The organism is Odoribacter sp. N54.MGS-14 (assembly GCF_000980295.1).
GTDB lineage: Bacteria > Bacteroidota > Bacteroidia > Bacteroidales > Marinifilaceae > Odoribacter > Odoribacter splanchnicus.
On sequence record NZ_LARL01000066.1, the window covers coordinates 1 to 17687 of the forward strand.

Here is a 17687-nt window from a genome sequence, read left to right on the forward strand (position 1 = left end):
GACCAGAATCCGGGGTATAGTAAGAATTGAGGTATCGATATATCGGGAGCAGAATAATCCTCCCGGTATATCAGTACATGAGTAAATGAAACGCAATTAATAGATGGATAGTATGAAAAATATTTTTTGGACAATTTTGGCTGTCGCTTTATCTGCCTGTAGCGAACCTTACCGCGGCTTTGTGCTCGATGGGAAAATTCAGGGAGCAGATAATGAGCTATTGTATTTGTATTATACGGATAGTCTGGGAGTTTGGAGCAAAGATTCTGTGGCGGTGAAAGAGGGAAAATTCAGTTTCCGGGGAGGGATAACGGAGCCGACGACAGCTTCTCTTTGCTTGGGAGGAGGGCGGATGGGTATGGATGACCCGAATGTGACAAACTTTTGGATCGAACCTGGCGCCATGAAGATCGCTTTGGTGAAGGGTGATCTGAAAAATTATATGTTGGAAGGCTCGGCGACCGATAAGGAGGCGAAGGAGCTGGAGCAGCAGAAAGAACCCATAATGAAAGAGTTGCAGCCGTTGATCCAGGCATATTATGCCGAGAAAGATCATGAAAAAGCAGCGGAGATGCGTGATGGCTGGGAGCCTTATCATGAACGGATGGGTAAAATCGACGAGGAGTTTATGGCTACTCATCCCGATTCATACGTTACGGCTCAGATACTGAGGTATAAGACCAGCTCGATGAGTTATGAAGAGGCACAGGCTGCATACGATCGGTTGGGCGAACGGGTGAAAAAGAGCCGGTTGGCTGCGGAAATCCGGGCCGAAATCCGGAAGCTGCGGATGGGATCGCCGGGCAGTCCGGCCGCCAGGTTTGCCAAAGCCGATATCCATGGTGAAATGTTCGATCTGAACGACCTGAAAGGGAAATATGTCATTATCGATTTCTGGGCCAGTTGGTGTGTTCCCTGTCGGAAAAGTAATCCCCATTTGAAAGAATTGTATAGAAAGTATAAAGATCAGGGCCTGGAAGTGGTGTGTGTGTCCGACGACGATTCGAACGAAGAAAAATGGCGGGCAGCTGTAGAAAAAGACGATATTGGCATGTTCCGGCATGTATTGCGCGGATTGAAACAGGTGGGTAACGAGTTCGACCGTTCGCAGGATATCAGTGAAAAGTATGGTATTCATTCCTTGCCGACAAAAATTCTGATCGACCGCGAGGGTATCATTGTCGGACGTTATGGGGGAGGTGGAGAATCTCACGAAAAAATGGATGAAAAATTGAAGGAAGTATTCGGGAATTAAATACAAAGAAAATAAAAACAATCATTGGTATAGTGCTTTGTTTGTGCCTGTCCGGAGGTTTACAGACCGGGATCCGTAAAAGTAACCTGAAAGTGTTGTATGTCGGCGGTTCGCCGGATGTCGATTATGTCGGTAACCGTCCCGATTCGGCGGTGTTGGCACAAAGCAGTGCGAAACGTATGGCTTCCTTTGACAAGATGTTGAAACGCTATTTCCGGCAGGTGACGGTGATCCCGGCCCAAGCCTACCGGCCGGAATTGTCGGACAATTATGATGTAACGGTGATGGACGGTCGGCCGGCTCCTATCCTGCCGGGCATTATGGAAAGGGATAGTTCAGGCCGCCTGACCCGGTATGAAAAACCCGGTTATTTGCCTCCCGACTTCGACCGTCCGATGGTGAAGAAACCGATGCGGACGCTGCCTTATATCGACGATACCATAGCTCCCGATTCTTTACCGATGTGGCGGGTGCAGAAAGAAGGGTATATGTCGAAGCGGAGCTCCGTGTCGGCATGGTATCGCGGCCCGGTGGTTTCGAGGATTCGCCTGAAGCTGAGATAATTTCCGGTGGCGTTTCGGCTAAGACATGGGATGCTGTGGCGATCGGAAGACATGGTAACTTTCTCCACTGGGGATTTGCTGCTTCGTCCGACGATATGACGGATGAGGCCCGGGATGTGTTTGCCAATGCTGTGGTGTATATTGCCGGTTTTGCCGGCCAAACGCCGGTCGCCCGCAAATATAACGCTCGCATTATCACCCGGCATGATATTACGCTTCGTGCTTTTTCGGCTACCCGCCGGGCTTATGCCCTGAACGTGGAAACGATGAAAAATCATGCGGCTAGGATAGAAGATTTGAAACATATGATTTGCATGACTCCGACAGAGAAAAAAAATGTATTGAAATAAATAAAAAATTATGGTATGAAAACACAAATGATAATAGGGGGTATCCTTTTTGGGGTGGCTGCTTGCACAGCCCCGGCAGACGGTTACCGGATTACCGGCAACATTGAAGGGGCTGGTGACGGAAAAGCCATATTGTTACAGTCGGCAGGTTTCGAGGAACCGACGATGGGAGATACGGTGAATATGCGGAATGGAAAATTCGTGTTCGAAGGGCGTTTGGAATCCCCGGTTTCCGTCACTGTAAAGGTGTGTCCTGATAGCGATCAGCCGGCAAGTCTGGGATTTATTGCAGAAAATTCCCCGATCCGGGTGATGGCTGCCTGGAAAGATGTGATCGAACGGTATGGCTACCGTTCGATCGGCGGACAAACGGTGGAAGGGAGTTTGAACCAGGAAGTGTATGAGAAGATCGCCGGAGTATACGGGCAGATGTTAAAAGCCCCGGAGCACAAGGAATATGCCGAGGCACAACAGAAAATGGCCGGATTGAGGAATACGGATACCGAAGCCTATTATAAATTGCAGGACGAAACGGAGCCTTTGTCCGAACGCTTTTCCGAAGCTGTACGCCAACGGCAGTTGGAGCTTATACGGGAAAACCGCACGGTGGAGTCGTCCGTTTTGAATCTGCGGATGATGTGGAACGATATGACGTTGGAAGAGTTGAAGGAAGTATTTTCCGTTTTGGATCCTAAAGTGCAGAATAGTCCTATGGCGGCAGAGGTGCGTGAGGAGATTGCTATCCGCGAGCGGGTACGGCCGGGGCAACCGGCTCCCGATTTTTCGCTGGAGACGCCGGACGGAAGCCGGCTGGCTTTGTCGGATTTGCGGGGTAAATACGTGTTGCTGGATTTTTGGGCTTCGTGGTGTCGCCCTTGCCGGGCTTCGTTCCCCGAAATGAAAAAGATTTATGCCCGCTTTAAGGATAAAGGGTTCGAGATTCTGGGAGTGACCAACGACAGCCGCAGGGAGGACTGGCTGAAAGCCTTGGAACAGGATCAATTGCCATGGAAACAGGTAATCGATGAATTCCCTGAGCCATACAAACCGGCCAGGGTGATCACGATGTATGCCGCACCTTATTTGCCTACTTTGATTTTGATCGGGCCTGACGGAAAGATCATCGGACAGGCAAAAGATAAACATCAGTTGGTAGAATGGCTGGAAGAGCGTTTGTGATCAATTGACAGGCTGGAGGGGAGGATTGTAGTCCGGTAGATTTTCGATCGCTGAAAGTCTGCCGGACTTGTCATTTGCTATTTTAAGATTATCTTTGTAGAAAAAGCTGAATTATGGTATTATCCATCGGATTCGGATTAGCATTACCTTGATCGGCGGAACTATGTTCCGGATAAAATTCCCCCCATCAGAACTGAAGGTTCGCTAATCAGAAATCTGAAAGGTGGCACTGATCAGGAACGAAGTAACGTTGAGGCAGGTAAACTTTCGAATTTAAAAGAGGAATAATGGAAAAAAATTGTAAATATATTTTATGGGATTTAGATGGGACGCTGACCGATCCGATGATAGGAATTACCACCTGTGTGCAGTATGCTTTACGGCATTTGGGGATTGAGGTGAAGGATTTACAGGAGTTGTGTCCTTTTATCGGACCGCCTTTGTTGGATTCATTTCAGGAATTCTATCGTTTATCCGAAGCTCAGGCGCAAGAAGCGATCTTGAAGTATAGAGAACGTTTTGCGACTGTGGGCTGGCTTGAAAACGAGGTATATCCGGGGATTCCTGAGTTGTTGGATCGTTTGTGTCAGGCGGGAAAGACCATGATGGTGGCTACTTCTAAGCCGGAAGTATTCGCCCGGAAAATATTGGATCATTTTCAGCTTGCCGCTTATTTTTCCTTTGTCGGAGGGGCTACTTTGGACGGAGTACGCTCGACTAAAGAAGAGGTGATCAATTATGTACTGAAGACTAATGAGGTTGTATCTCTTTCCGAAGTAATTATGGTCGGTGACCGTAAATTCGACATACTCGGGGCGAAGCATGCGGGAGTGAGTTCGGTTGGGTGTGTATATGGATATGGCTCCCGGGAAGAACTGGAAACTGCTGGGGCGGATTATGTGGTAGATTCGATCGGGGAGCTACAGAACTTACTTTTACCGTAAATGAGTGTGCATCGTGTCGGCTGTGGTCTCTATCGGTTGGTATTACAAGCGATAGTAATCCGGTTATGCTTGACTATCGGATTTCGATTGCTCCATGAACGGGGGGAATATAAAAATAAGCAGCTACTTATGTAACTGCTTATCGGGAAGTGGTAGCACCTGGAATCGAACCAGGGACACAAGGATTTTCAGTCCTTTGCTCTACCGACTGAGCTATGCCACCAGCGTTTCATTGCGTGTGCAAAGGTAGAGCTTTTGTTGGAATGTGCAAATAAAATGCAAAGAAAAAATGAAAATATTTTTATTGTTGTAAATTATCGGGAGATTTTTTTTCTGAGTATTAATAATTTACTTTATATTTGTGTCGATAGAAGAATCTTAGTTTTGTGTTTTTGTAACTAAAAATATAGCTCTACGTACCCTTCTATATGTTTAATCATTTTTTTAATATTTTTTATTGTGAATATTTTTGTAGCAAAAATGAGTTCCGCCACAACAGGTGACGATCTCGCAACTCTCTTTGGAGAATTCGGTACTGTTTCTTCAGCAAAAGTAATTATGGACAAGGAAACCGGCAATTCAAAGTGTTTTGGTTTCGTTGAAATGGAGGATGAAACCGAAGGAATGAATGCTATTAATGCTCTTAACGAGTCGGAATTTCAAGGAAGAAAGATAGTAGTGAAAAAAGCTCGTCCGAGAGAAGAAGGTGAAAACAGAGGTCATCGTTCATTTTCTCCCCGGGGTGGCGAAAGGAGATTTAATCCGAATCATTAATTGAGAAGGGTACTGAGAGCTCAAAGCTCTCAGTTTTTGTATTTGACTTTCAGGTAAGCGTATAAAACCTTGTGTAGTAAGGCTGCATTGGCTTTTTCCTCCTCAGATAAACGCGGATCTGTTTCGATACCGTTGCAAGCGTCCGATAGTTGTTCATCTCCGTCGATAAAATCGGTTGCATTTTCTTCCAGATAAAACATATCCGACAACTGCATCTTCTCCAGACATTCGATAGCCAGACTTCTCGCCTGTAATATGTTGTCCTCCCGATATTTGGAGAGAAATACTTCGATGATGGAATCGGTAAAATAATCACAGAAATAATGCAAAAGCAATAACCTGCGTTTATAAAGCTCGGGGGTCGGTAATTCCGGTCGTCTGAAAATATGCCCCAAGCCCAGATAAGCCAGTTCTGCTATCTCGATGCTTTCTTCTTCTTCTTCATCTAATTCCAGTAAAAGAATTTTAAACAGGGCATCTGAAAATTCGGCCTGCAACTCCTTTTCGTTGCTTTGATTGTAATAAGCCAGACGGTGGTCTCTGATCTCCCGCAAGTTGGCCCGCAGTTTTTTACGGTCTGCATGTATATTACTCAGTTCCCCGATTTCCCGTAAAACATCTTCTAAATCTCTGCTCATCTGTCCTCCTTTGCTTTTTTATTTTCACTTTCCCCGGCAGCCGTTGTTGAAGAAAAATTCTGCCATCCCTGGGCTTTTAATTCGAAAGTATTCCCGTCGCGGGTAGTCATATAACATCCTTCAGAGGCTTTGCAGGTATGGCCGATCACGCTGATTCCCGGCATAGCGGTCAGCAGGTCGTAATGCTCTAAAGGAGCGGTGAACAAGAGTTCATAGTCTTCTCCTCCGGATAAGGCGCATACCGTAGCATTCATATTGAGCTCTTCCGCCATTTTGAACGTTTGGTAATCGATCGGTATTTTTTCTTCATAAATGTTACAACCGATCCCGGAATCCTTGCAAATGTGCATGATTTCCGAAGCCAGCCCATCCGAGATATCGATCATGGCCGTCGGAAGGATATTTTTTTCTTTAAACTGTTGAACGATATCTTTACGGGCTTCCGGTTTCAGTTGGCGTTCCAGGATATATTCATAACCGGCGAAATCGGGTTGGGCATTTTCGTCTCCCTGAAAAACTAATTTTTCTCTTTCCAGCAATTGTAATCCCATATAGGCTGCTCCCAGGTCTCCGCTGACGCAGATCAGTTGATTCTCTTTGGCTGTATTCCGATAGACGATATCCTGTTCATCGGCTTCTCCCAATACCGTGATGCTGATGCACATGCCGGTTTTAGAAGAAGTCGTATCGCCTCCGACCAGGTCGATCCCGTACTTTTCACAGGCCAGATATAGGCCGGCATAAAACTCTTCCAGCCCTTCGACAGAAAAATGGTTCGAGACAGCGAGGGAGAGCGTGATCTGTTTCGGAATGCCGTTCATCGCATAGATATCGCTGGCATTGACGGATACCGATTTATATCCCAAATGTTTAAGGGGGGTATAAGTCAGATCGAAATGAATACCTTGGATCAGCATGTCTGTACTGACGAGGATTTTTTTATTGCCATAATCCAGGACGGCTGCGTCGTCTCCAATCCCTTTCAGGGTAGAGGGATTCTGTAATCGAATCGTTTTTGTCAGGTGGTCGATCAAACCAAATTCTCCTAATGTAGAAAGTTCTGTATAATTGGACATGGTAAAATTGAACGTATGTTTGTTGATGATCTGTTTATACGGGCAAAGATAATGCAAACCGGGAGCAGAATCTTCAAGCTTGCTTGAAAGTTATGCCGAGGTACAGCTTATCTTCTGCAAAAATAGTGTAAATTAACAGACAGATCAACCATCCTCCGGATTTTATTCTACGGTCGGACAGACTTTTTTAACTTTTGGTTCTTTGACTCTGGATGTGTGTTAAATAAATTTCTTACTTTTGTGATTATAATCGTAAGATTGGCTTTGAATTTAGGTTCAGGTTGCAATTTTCAAGTTTCAATAGGTTTTATGGACAATATTATAGAAGAAGTTACCGGAAGTGAATATAAGTATGGGTTTGTGACGAATGTCGAAACCGATACGATAGGTAAAGGTTTGAACGAAGAGGTGATCCGGATCATATCCGCCAAGAAGGAGGAACCGGATTGGATGCTGGAATTTCGGTTGAAAGCTTACCGGCATTGGTTGACGATGAAGATGCCCCGTTGGGCTCAACTGGATATTCCTGAGATCAATTATCAGGATATCGTATATTATGCAGCTCCGAAACAGAAGGAGACGAAGAGTTGGGAAGAGGTCGATCCGGAATTGAAGGCTACTTTCGATAAGCTGGGGATTCCTTTGAGCGAACAAATGGCCTTGTCCGGAGTGGCGGTCGATGCTGTGATGGACAGTGTTTCTGTAAAGACTACCTTTAAAGATACGCTGGCTGAACGCGGAGTGATCTTCTGTTCTTTTTCAGAAGCGGTAAAAAATCATCCCGATTTAGTACGGAAATATTTAGGGACTGTCGTGCCTTATCATGATAATTATTTTGCTGCTTTGAATTCGGCCGTATTCAGCGATGGTTCGTTTGTCTATATTCCTAAAGGGGTACGTTGTCCGATGGAATTGTCTACTTATTTCCGGATCAATGCCCGGAATACAGGACAGTTCGAACGTACACTGATTGTTGCTGAAGATGAGGCTTATGTGAGTTATCTGGAAGGTTGTACCGCTCCTCAACGCGATGAAAATCAGTTGCATGCAGCGATTGTGGAAATCGTCGTCGAGAAAAATGCAGAAGTGAAATACAGTACGGTACAGAATTGGTATCCCGGGGATAAGGATGGAAAAGGCGGAATTTATAATTTCGTTACTAAAAGAGGAATCTGCCGGGGCGAAAATGCCCGTTTGATCTGGGCTCAGGTAGAGACCGGTTCGGCTATTACCTGGAAATATCCCAGCACTATTTTAAAAGGAGATGGCTCGGTAAGTGAGTTTTATTCTGTAGCGGTTACCAATAATTATCAGCAGGCGGATACCGGTACAAAGATGATTCATATCGGTAACAATACCCGTAGCCGGATCGTTTCTAAAGGTATCTCCGCCGGGTTCAGCAGTAACTCTTACCGGGGAAAAGTAAAAGTGGTGAAGAGCTGCCAAAATGCCCGTAATTATTCTCAGTGCGATTCTTTATTGCTGGGGGACAAATGTGGGGCACATACGTTCCCTTACCTGGAAATCGAGAATTCGACGGCTCAGGTAGAACATGAGGCGACAACCTCTAAAATCGGCGAAGACCAGATTTTTTATTGCAACCAGCGGGGAATTTCGACCGAGGATGCTGTGGGCTTGATTATCAAAGGTTATGCCGGTGATGTCCTCAATAAAATGCCGATGGAGTTTGCGGTGGAAGCACAAAAGCTGTTGCAGATCAGTTTGGAGGGAAGTGTGGGGTAAAAAAGCTAAAAAGCAAAAAGCTAAAGGCTGGAGCCTAAAAAGGAGAAGGTAACAAGTAAAAGGGAGAAGAATAAAAAAAGTAAATTCATTCTGAAAGAAGCGAAATTATGTTAAAGATAAAAAACTTACATGCCTCGGTAGATGGCAAAGAAATATTGAAAGGCATTGATTTGGAAATCAAAGCCGGAGAAGTTCATGCAATCATGGGACCGAACGGTGCCGGAAAGAGTACGCTTTCTGCTGTGCTTACCGGTCGTGAACGTTTTGAGGTTACCCAGGGGGAAGTGGAATTCAATGGTAAAAATCTGCTGGAGATGCCGGCAGAAGACCGGGCCCGGGAAGGAATTTTCCTTAGTTTTCAGTATCCGGTAGAAATTCCGGGAGTGAGTACGGTGAATTTTTTGAAGACGGCAGTAAATGAGATTCGTAAATACCATGGGCAGCCTCCTTATCCGGCCGGGGATTTCTTAAAGATGATCCGCCAGAAAATGGAATTGGTCGGGATTGATAATAAGTTGCTGAACCGTTCCCTGAATGAAGGTTTCTCCGGGGGAGAAAAGAAGAAGAACGAAATCTTTCAGATGGCGGTTCTCGAACCGAAATTAGCTATTCTGGATGAAACGGATTCCGGTTTGGATATCGATGCGTTACGAACGGTGGCCAATGGCGTGAACAAACTGAAAAAGCCGGAGAATGCTACGATTGTCATTACCCACTACCAGCGTTTGCTGGACTATATCGTACCCGATGTGGTACATGTATTGTATGACGGCCGTATTGTGAAAACCGCCGGCAAAGAGCTGGTAGCCGAACTGGAAGAGAAGGGATATGATTGGATCAAGGAAGAAGTAAAAGGTAAGTAGTCGGATATGAACGATTTTGAAAAAATAAATACCGATTTGGCAACTTTGTTCAGAGAAGGCCGGGCCTTGCTCGATGCAGGAAACAGCGCGGTAATGAACGGTTGCCGGGAGGAAGCATTCCGTAAATTTGTCGATTTGGGAGGAATCCCGAATAAACAGGAAGATTATATTTATCTGAATCTGCTGCCCTTATTCGGCAAAGATTATAACGTCGTGTTGAAATATATCCGGCAGGAGGTGGATATGAACGAAACTTTCCGCTGTGCTGTTACGGATTTGGTTACCACTCCCGTATTGACCGTGAACGGTTGGTGGTTCGATGGGAATCCGGCAGCCGAAATACCGGAGGAAGTGGTTATCTGTGGTTTGCAGGAAGCGAGTGTGAAATACCCTGATCTGTTTGCTAAACATTATAACCACTATGCGCCTGTCGCTCACCGGGATGGCTTAGTGGCGCTGAATACGGCATTTGCACAGGACGGTGTATTTGTTTATGTCCCTGACGATGTCGTTTTAGAACGCCCTTTGCAGATTATCAATCTCTTAAGGGCGAAGGCCGATCTGATGGGATTCCAACGTAACCTGATCGTACTGGGGAAAAATGCCAGAGCGACTGTACTGGTTTGCGATCACACGCTTTCAGAGCATGATTTTTTAATCAACAATACGACCGAAGTATATTTGGGCCCCAATGCCCATATGGAATATTATCAGGTACAGAATCAACATCTCAGGGCTTCCCAGATCAATTCTTTATTTGTCTCAGAACACCGTAATTCCACTTTTGAAAGTAATCTGGTGACCTTGTACGGGGGTACTATCCGGAACAATATGTATGTCGCTTTGAATGAAGAAGGGGGAGAATGTCATTTGTACGGGATGTATATCCAGGATAAAAAACAGATTGTCGACAACTTTTCTTACATCGATCATATTGCTCCGCATTGTACGAGTAACGAACATTTCAAGGGTGTTCTGGATGATGCTGCACTGGCAAATTTCAGCGGATGTATCCGTGTGCGGCCGGATGCACAGAAGACCGAAGCTTATCAGGCCAATAACAACTTATTGCTGACAGATACCGCCCGGATAAATGCCAAACCCCAGCTGATCATCGATGCCGATGATGTGAAATGTAGCCATGGAGCGACGGTCGGACAGATCGATGAAGAAGCTATGTTCTATCTGCGTTCACGGGGAATCAGTCCGGAAGAAGCCCGGATGATGATGATGTTCGGGTTTGCTCACGACATTATCCGGCGGGTAAAACTCGAACCCCTGCGGGTGAAAATCGATGATTTGATCGATAAGCGGCTGAGGGGTGAATTATCGAAATGTTATAATTGCATTATGCAATGTAAAAAATAATCGGATATGTTCGACGTTGCAAAAGTCCGGAAAGATTTCCCGATATTGGAAGAACAGGTATACGGAAAACGCTTGGTATACCTGGATAATGGGGCGACGACTCAGCGGCCGTTGCAAGTCATTGAAAAAATGAACGAATATTACCTGAAGTATAACTCGAATGTACACCGGGGGGTCCATTTTTTGAGTAATAAATGTACCGATGCCAATGAGGAAGCCCGCGAAATTGTCCGGAAATTCATTCATGCCGGTTCGGATAAAGAAATTATTTTTACCCGGGGTACCACGGAAAGCATCAACCTGGTAGCTTTTTCTTTCGGAGAAGCTTTTATCCGGGAAGGTGATGAGATCCTGGTCACTGAAATGGAGCATCATGCCAATATTGTTCCCTGGCAGATGCTCTGTGAACGGAAAGGAGCGGTATTGAAAGTACTTCCGTTTAACGATAAAGGGGAACTCGATCTGTCACAACTGGATACTTTATTGACTCCACGGGTGAAATTGGTTGGAGTCGCTTACGTTTCGAATGTGTTGGGGACGGTAAATCCGGTAAAAGAGCTGATCGGCCGGGCCCATCGGATCGGTGCAAAAGTGTTGGTCGACGGTGCACAAGCTGTCCAGCATATACCGATAGATGTGCAGGCGCTCGACTGTGATTTTTTTGTATTTTCAGGACATAAGTTATATGGTCCTACAGGAGTCGGAGTGTTGTACGGTAAGGAGGATTTGCTGAATCGGATGCCTCCCTGGCAAGGTGGGGGAGAGATGATCAAAGAAGTACATTTCGAAAAGACGACTTATAACGAGCTTCCTTTTAAATTCGAAGCGGGAACTCCCGATTTTATCGGGGTGATCGGCTTGGGAGAAGCCATTCGTTATGTAGAATCCCTCGGTTTGCCAGAGATCGCTGTTTACGAACAGCAGTTGTTGGACTATGCGATGGAGCGGATGCGGCAGGTTCCTGCTATGCGGATTTTTGGCGAAGCTATACGGAAATCTTCCGTCCTGTCTTTTGCATTGGGAGAAATACATCATTCCGATACAGGCATATTGTTAGATAAAATGGGGATCGCTGTTCGTACGGGACAGCTCTGTGCCGAACCGGTCATGCAACATTATGGGGTAACGGGTATGGTAAGGGCTTCGATCGGTATGTACAATACCTCTGAAGAAATCGATCTGTTTTGCGAAGGATTACACCGGGTGGCTAAAATGTTTAAGTTGGCCTGATATTTATATTTTTGTAAAGGATAGGATAAAAATTGATAAAAATGACAATCGAGGAAAAAGAACAGGAAATTATAGATGAATTTTCTATATATGATGATTGGATGGATAAATATGCTTATCTGATCGAGTTGGGATCGGGTCTGGAAGGGATGGATGAAGCACATAAGACCGAAGAAAATCTGATTAAGGGATGTCAGTCGAGGGTGTGGTTTCATGCCGATATGCAGGATGGCCTTTTGTATTTTACAGCTGACAGCGATGCAATTATCACCAAAGGCATCGCCGGATTGTTGATCCGGGTCTTTTCCGGACAGAAGCCGGCGGATATCGCTAAAGCCGACCTGCATTTTATCGATGAGATCGGATTGACCCAGCATTTGTCGCCTACCCGTTCCAATGGTCTGCTTGCGATGGTGAAACAGATCAAATTCTATGCAATTGCTGCTGAGGCAGCTTCGCAAAATACGAAGTAAGAAATTTTAAACGATTAAAGACGGATGGATATGACTGCCAGTATAACAAGGGATCTGATTATTGAGAAATTGAGCACGGTTTATGATCCGGAGATTCCGGTGAATATCTGGGAATTGGGGTTGATATACGATATAGAATTTCCAAAGCCTTCCGAAGTGATCATTCACATGACCCTCACGGCTCCCGGATGCCCGATCGCCGATGAGATCGTGCAGCAAGTGCATGATGTGGTAATGGAAGTCGAAGGTATAGAAAGTGCTACCGTAAACCTGGTTTTCGAGCCCGCATGGACGCCCGACCGGATGAGCGATGTGGCTAAGCTGGAGTTGGGATACGATATTTGAAGCGGAAAAAGAAGGAGCGGAAAAGAAGATTAAAATTTATAAAATATAATTGGGAGGATTTATTGAATATCTTGTTTATTTAACATACATTTACATCGTCAAATCTGTGATTAATTGGTGATTGAAATTATTAGAAGTGTATGAAGCGTATTTTGTTGATTGCGTGGGCAATCCTTTCATTAGGTAGTGTTGTTAAAGCTCAGGATGGGAACAATACATCTTATTTCTTATCAAATCTTCCGCAGCAATTTCGGTTAAATCCTGCTTATCAGCCGGAGTATAAAGTCTTTATCGGTCTGCCGGGGCTCAGTGGCGTTTCCGTGAATTATCTGAACTCTTCGTTTACCGTCGAGGACCTGTTGTTCAAACGGGACGATTCGGTTTATATGGATGTGAATAAGTTTTATAAATCATTGCATAAACGGAATTACATCGCTTTTAATAATGAAAATTCTATTCTTTCCATCGGTGTGAAAGCTAAAAGTTGGTACGGGACTTTGGATATCACTCAGAAAAATGATTTCTTATTTCGTTATAACAAGGATTTGTTCACTTTCCTGAAATATGGTAATACGGACCATCCCTCTATGGATTTCGGGAAGCTGGGGGTCAATCTGAATTCCTATATCGAAGTGGCTTTAGGTTTGTCGAAACAGGTGAACAGTAAGCTTACCGTCGGAGGACGTTTGAAATATCTTGCAGGTATTGCGAATGCTCATATGACGGATTCTGAATTGGATGTGTTGACTGAGAAAGATGGAACGATGAAAATACATTCCCGGCAGAATATCAGGATCACCGCTCCGGTGAATATTCGTAACGAACAGACAGGTTTGCCGTTCGAACCCAACAAGCCGATCGATTGGGACGATTTCGACTTCAATACCGACGACATCGGGGTTGCGGATTTTCTGAATACTAAAAATCCCGGTTTTGCTATCGATTTGGGAGGTGAATATCAATTCAACGATAAAATTAAATTGTTCGCCAGTTTGACGGATTTGGGTTTTATTCATTGGGGAAATAAGGATTTTCGGTATAATTTTTATCAGGATGCCCGGTTTACCTGGGAAGGGGCCGATATTTCCAATAGTGTGAATAAAGACAATGTGGGATATATTTCTATCGATAGTGCTTTCACGAAGTTGACAGACCAATTGAAAGATAGTTTGCAGCTGAGAAGCAGAGGTAAAGCTTATACTACGATGGTGAGCCCGAAATTGTATTTAGGAGCTACCTATCAGTTGAACCGTACCTTTTATGTCGGAGGGTTGTTCCGGGCTTCATTAGTTGATAAAATGTTTATTCCTTCGCTGACTGCTTCGGTGAACGGACGCTTGATGCGTAATGTCAGTGCTTCGGTTTCATATAGCATTACCCGGGGGAGTTATGTGAATCTCGGTGCCGGTCTGACCGCAAAACTCGGCCCGTTCCAGCTTTATCTGGAAACCGACAACTTATTGGCTTGCAATTATACCAATACACAGTCCGCTAATGCCCGTTTCGGGATAAATTTACTGTTCGGACATAAAGACCACAAGAAAAAGAAAAAAGCAGCCGAAGAAGAACCGCTGGAAGTGATGATTGCACCTGTTCCGGTGAAAAAAGACACTGTCTATAAAGAGGTGGCTCCTGAGGTCGATCCGGTGGCTCCTATAAAAGAGGAGAAAGTAGTCGATACCGAAAGTGATTCAATCAGGGCTTATTATGTGATTGTCGGGAGTTTCAAGAGTAAACAAAGAGCGGAAAATTTGAGAAAACGCTTGGTATTTATGGGATTTAAAGAAAGTGCTATCCTGAGGAACGAAAATGGCATGTACCGGGTGACTACCGCCCCTTTCAATACCCACACCGATTGTTGGAATGAAGTATTCCTGATCAGGAAGAAGTATCCGCAATTTGCCGATGCCTGGGGATTGGCGGTGAGATAATAGAAATATGAGTCGATATGAACGTGAAAGAATGGGTTCAGCAGGTGATTAAACCAGCTGAAATAGAAAAATATCTGGTAAACGGAAAAGACTTTATCGATGAAAAATCGATTTTCGGCAATCTTGAAAAATACCGTCAGCCGGATAAACAGCAAGTGCGGGATATTTTACAGAAATCTCTGGATATAAAGTTATTATCTCCGGAAGAAACAGCTGTATTGTTGAATGTAGAAGATCCGGGACTGTTGGAAGAAATGCGTGAAGCCGCATTGCAGGTAAAAAAGAAAGTATATGACAACCGGATCGTCTTTTTCGCTCCGTTATATTGTTCCAACCTCTGCGTAAATAGTTGTGTCTATTGTGGGTTCCGAAGTGATAACTGTGCTGAAAAACGGCATGTATTGACTATGGAAGAGGTGAGACGGGAGACGGAGGCTGTGATCGACGAAGGACATAAACGTTTGATTGCCGTATATGGTGAGCATCCCCAAAGTGATGCCGACTATATTGCCGATAGTATGGCGACGATTTATGCAACCAAACGGGTGACTCCTACCGGGAGTGGCTTTAATAATATCCGTCGCATCAATATCAATGCGGCGCCGATGAGTATAGAGAATCTGCGGAAACTATGGCGTGCCGGAATCGGGACCTATCAGGTGTTCCAGGAAACTTATCATCCGGGACGTTATGCCGAGTTGCATCCGGCCAATACGATTAAAGGAAATTTCCGTTGGCGTTTGTACGCAATGCATCGTGCAATGGATGCAGGGATAGACGATGTGGCTATCGGGGCTCTGTTCGGTTTGTACGACTGGCGTTTTGAGGTGATGGGGTTGGTTCATCATGCTCACGACTTGGAAAGACAGTTCGGTATCGGGCCGCACACCATTTCCTTTCCGCGTATGCAGCCTGCTTTGGGATCGTTTGTGAGCGAAAATTCGCCTTATCTGGTCAGGGACGATGCTTTCCGCCGGCTGGTGACGGTGTTGCGTCTGGCCGTGCCTTATACAGGCTTGATTGTCACGGCCCGGGAGCGTGCTGAATTACGGCGTGAAATTATCAATTATGGTTGCACACAGACGGATGCTTCTTCGAAAATCGGAATCGGAGCCTATTCCGAGAAAAAGGTGCAGGAAGAAAATCCCGATAAGGTTCAGTTTATGCTAGGCGACGAACGCAGTTTGGACGAAGTGATCCGCGAGTTGGCCGGAGACGGTTACATCACTTCTTTCTGTACTGCCGGCTACCGTTGCGGACGTACCGGGGATAAGATCATGAACTTGCTGGAAAAAGGAGTGGAAGGTAAATTCTGTAAGCTGAATGCCGTACTGACTTTCCGTGAATACCTGAATGATTATGCTTCGGCAGAAACCCGTCGGATCGGCGAGCAACTGATCGAAAAAGAGCTGCGGGAAATCGAGGGAATGTCTTTCTTTACAGATAAGAAATTATTGCCGACTTTCCTGAATTATTATAAGCGAATTGCTTCCGGGGAACGGGATTTGTATATGTGATCGGGGCGGAGAGTCATTCTAATATTTTAGGTAAAGGAATAGTTTTCGCTTTATGAAATTCCGACTATTCCCCGGTATATGTTACTCTATCCCCGGGGTAAATTGGTGATGGGGATGGATACCGTCCTTCGGATCCGCTGCTGAAAAACAATTGGAAGAGATATTGTCATCTGCTTACTGAAAATTTGCAGACCTGAATAAACTATTTGCTGGAAGAGGCTATCCCCGTCTTCCAGTTTTTATTTTTGTTGGGATGTCATTCGTGTAATTTGGCAAATCGGATTATTTCTGTAATTCTGGAAGACTTTTCTTAGTGCCTTATACAAAGGACTTTGGAGATAAAAGCAATAAATGAGGTAATGATTTGGCAACCGTATCTATTTCTGCGCTTTGCTGTGAGTTGCTTTCATTGTCACTCGTCTGTTGAATTAATTTTTAGTATTCGCGGATACTTTGTATAATGGTGTATCTTCGGGATACACTGTTATTCGTTTCTGCGAGTTCTCATTCTGGTATAGTTTTCGGATTGATTCTTCATAAGAATCAATCCGAAGTTTGGCATCAATGATGAATTGATCTTCTATTTCGGAATGTTCGTTTATCAAATGCTCTAATTCTATATCCATAAGAACTACAAAAAAATTCTATCATGAATGAAGATAGGAAAACCCTTAAGTCGAACATAGTCTGACATAGTTTCATAATAATCGCGAATTTTTGTTCGCAACTCAACATTATCACTATAATCTTCTATTTTTAATTTCAATTCTTTAAGAGCTTCAATGTTAATAGGTCTGCCATGAGACTTCCAATCATTATTATCACTTAAATGCTCGGCAATCTTTGCAGCTCGTTCCTTTTTTTCTTCATCTGTTACATCCGTTCCATCACTATGTTTTGTCCAATTTTTGAATTTGTATTTAACTAACCATTTCTTTAACAAGTCAATGGTCAAGTCTCGCGCTTGCTCAAAGCTGCGAAGTTCAGCCAAATCAAAATCTTTTAATATTGCAAATTCTACATTTGTAAGAGTTCCAAGCCTAGCCTTTTCGATATAGTCATTGATTTTATCCAAATATCCCAATGCTGCGACCCATTTACCTTCTTTATTTTGAACTTGTGGATCTATCGGACCCAATACAGAAAAATAATCCATGTAAATATTATCTCCACTCATGCAGAAAATAGTACCTGCACTATACGCATAATCAGGGATTATAAAATTTACTTCTGAATAATGATGTCTAATTATATTAACATAACGTTCAACAGTTATGGCACTACCTCCAGTTGTAGTTAGTAATATATAGAGCGATTTATGTCGGTTGGCATTTTGAGCAAGCTCTTCCACCAATTTCAAAAATACATTTTCATTCAAATTACCAATTGGACCATAATATACCAAGACATCAGCATCAAGATATTTTTCCAAAGTTTC

General features: G+C 44.3%; 17 protein-coding genes and 1 tRNA gene. 14 read left to right on the plus strand and 4 right to left on the minus strand.

Going from position 1 to position 17687, the window contains the following annotated elements; all coding sequences use genetic code 11:
- Positions 1-112: 112 nt before the first annotated feature.
- The 5 genes from WS42_RS11830 (at position 113) to WS42_RS11850 (ending at position 4291) form a co-directional block, all read left to right on the plus strand.
- Positions 113-1255, plus strand: coding sequence for a TlpA disulfide reductase family protein (locus WS42_RS11830; protein WP_195203375.1), 1143 nt, complete (start codon positions 113-115; stop codon positions 1253-1255).
- A gap of 32 nt (positions 1256-1287) precedes the next feature.
- On the plus strand, positions 1288-1818 hold the full coding sequence (locus tag WS42_RS11835; protein ID WP_195203374.1) for a hypothetical protein: 531 nt from the start codon (positions 1288-1290) through the stop codon (positions 1816-1818).
- A 35-nt stretch (positions 1819-1853) separates the two neighbouring features.
- On the plus strand, positions 1854-2168 hold the full coding sequence (locus tag WS42_RS11840; RefSeq protein WP_286728527.1) for a hypothetical protein: 315 nt from the start codon (positions 1854-1856) through the stop codon (positions 2166-2168).
- Positions 2169-2183: 15 nt separating this feature from the next.
- Positions 2184-3347: a TlpA disulfide reductase family protein gene (locus WS42_RS11845; protein ID WP_022161239.1), complete on the plus strand. Its 1164-nt coding sequence runs from the start codon at positions 2184-2186 to the stop codon at positions 3345-3347.
- A gap of 287 nt (positions 3348-3634) precedes the next feature.
- Positions 3635-4291, plus strand: a complete 657-nt coding sequence (locus WS42_RS11850) for an HAD family hydrolase (protein ID WP_046405526.1) — start codon at positions 3635-3637, stop codon at positions 4289-4291.
- A gap of 150 nt (positions 4292-4441) precedes the next feature.
- Here WS42_RS11850 and WS42_RS11855 read toward each other — a convergent pair.
- Positions 4442-4514 (minus strand) — tRNA-Phe (locus WS42_RS11855).
- A 236-nt stretch (positions 4515-4750) separates the two neighbouring features.
- On the opposite strand from WS42_RS11855, the gene rbp reads away from it, so the two are divergent.
- Positions 4751-5065, plus strand: a complete 315-nt coding sequence (gene rbp, locus WS42_RS11860) for an RNA-binding regulator (RefSeq protein ID WP_013613413.1) — start codon at positions 4751-4753, stop codon at positions 5063-5065.
- 29 nt (positions 5066-5094) lie between these two features.
- Here rbp and WS42_RS11865 read toward each other — a convergent pair whose 3' ends face one another.
- A complete protein-coding gene (locus tag WS42_RS11865) occupies positions 5095-5703 on the minus strand; it encodes a hypothetical protein (RefSeq protein ID WP_046451137.1) in 609 nt (202 codons plus the stop codon).
- Positions 5700-6779, minus strand: coding sequence for a thiamine-phosphate kinase (gene thiL, locus WS42_RS11870; RefSeq protein ID WP_022161242.1), 1080 nt, complete (start codon positions 6777-6779; stop codon positions 5700-5702). Before thiL ends, WS42_RS11865 begins: the two co-directional genes overlap by 4 nt.
- A gap of 309 nt (positions 6780-7088) precedes the next feature.
- Between thiL and sufB the strand changes: the two genes are divergently transcribed.
- The 8 genes from sufB to hydG all read left to right on the plus strand — a co-directional run bounded on the left by sufB (position 7089) and on the right by hydG (position 16249).
- Positions 7089-8522 carry a Fe-S cluster assembly protein SufB gene (gene sufB, locus WS42_RS11875; RefSeq protein ID WP_013613416.1) on the plus strand — a complete coding sequence of 478 codons (1434 nt, stop codon included), beginning with the start codon at positions 7089-7091 and terminating at the stop codon, positions 8520-8522.
- Positions 8523-8629: 107 nt separating this feature from the next.
- Positions 8630-9385 carry a Fe-S cluster assembly ATPase SufC gene (gene sufC, locus WS42_RS11880; RefSeq protein ID WP_013613417.1) on the plus strand — a complete coding sequence of 252 codons (756 nt, stop codon included), beginning with the start codon at positions 8630-8632 and terminating at the stop codon, positions 9383-9385.
- Between the two features lie 6 nt (positions 9386-9391).
- Positions 9392-10753 (plus strand): Fe-S cluster assembly protein SufD, encoded by a 1362-nt coding sequence (sufD, locus tag WS42_RS11885; RefSeq protein ID WP_022161244.1) that lies wholly within the window; start codon positions 9392-9394, stop codon positions 10751-10753.
- A gap of 6 nt (positions 10754-10759) precedes the next feature.
- Entirely contained in the window at positions 10760-11983 is a 1224-nt protein-coding gene (locus tag WS42_RS11890) for an aminotransferase class V-fold PLP-dependent enzyme (RefSeq protein WP_013613419.1), read from the plus strand.
- Positions 11984-12024: 41 nt separating this feature from the next.
- Positions 12025-12456 (plus strand): SufE family protein, encoded by a 432-nt coding sequence (locus WS42_RS11895; protein ID WP_013613420.1) that lies wholly within the window; start codon positions 12025-12027, stop codon positions 12454-12456.
- A gap of 30 nt (positions 12457-12486) precedes the next feature.
- Positions 12487-12801 carry an iron-sulfur cluster assembly protein gene (locus WS42_RS11900; protein ID WP_013613421.1) on the plus strand — a complete coding sequence of 105 codons (315 nt, stop codon included), beginning with the start codon at positions 12487-12489 and terminating at the stop codon, positions 12799-12801.
- 140 nt (positions 12802-12941) lie between these two features.
- Positions 12942-14732: a DUF5723 family protein gene (locus WS42_RS11905; protein ID WP_046451138.1), complete on the plus strand. Its 1791-nt coding sequence runs from the start codon at positions 12942-12944 to the stop codon at positions 14730-14732.
- 17 nt (positions 14733-14749) lie between these two features.
- Positions 14750-16249, plus strand: coding sequence for a [FeFe] hydrogenase H-cluster radical SAM maturase HydG (gene hydG / locus WS42_RS11910; protein ID WP_046402352.1), 1500 nt, complete (start codon positions 14750-14752; stop codon positions 16247-16249).
- 631 nt (positions 16250-16880) lie between these two features.
- Here the strand turns inward: hydG and WS42_RS11920 are convergent.
- Positions 16881-17687, minus strand: an 807-nt coding sequence (locus tag WS42_RS11920; protein ID WP_046451139.1) for an SDH family Clp fold serine proteinase, incomplete at its 5' end; no start/stop codon positions are given.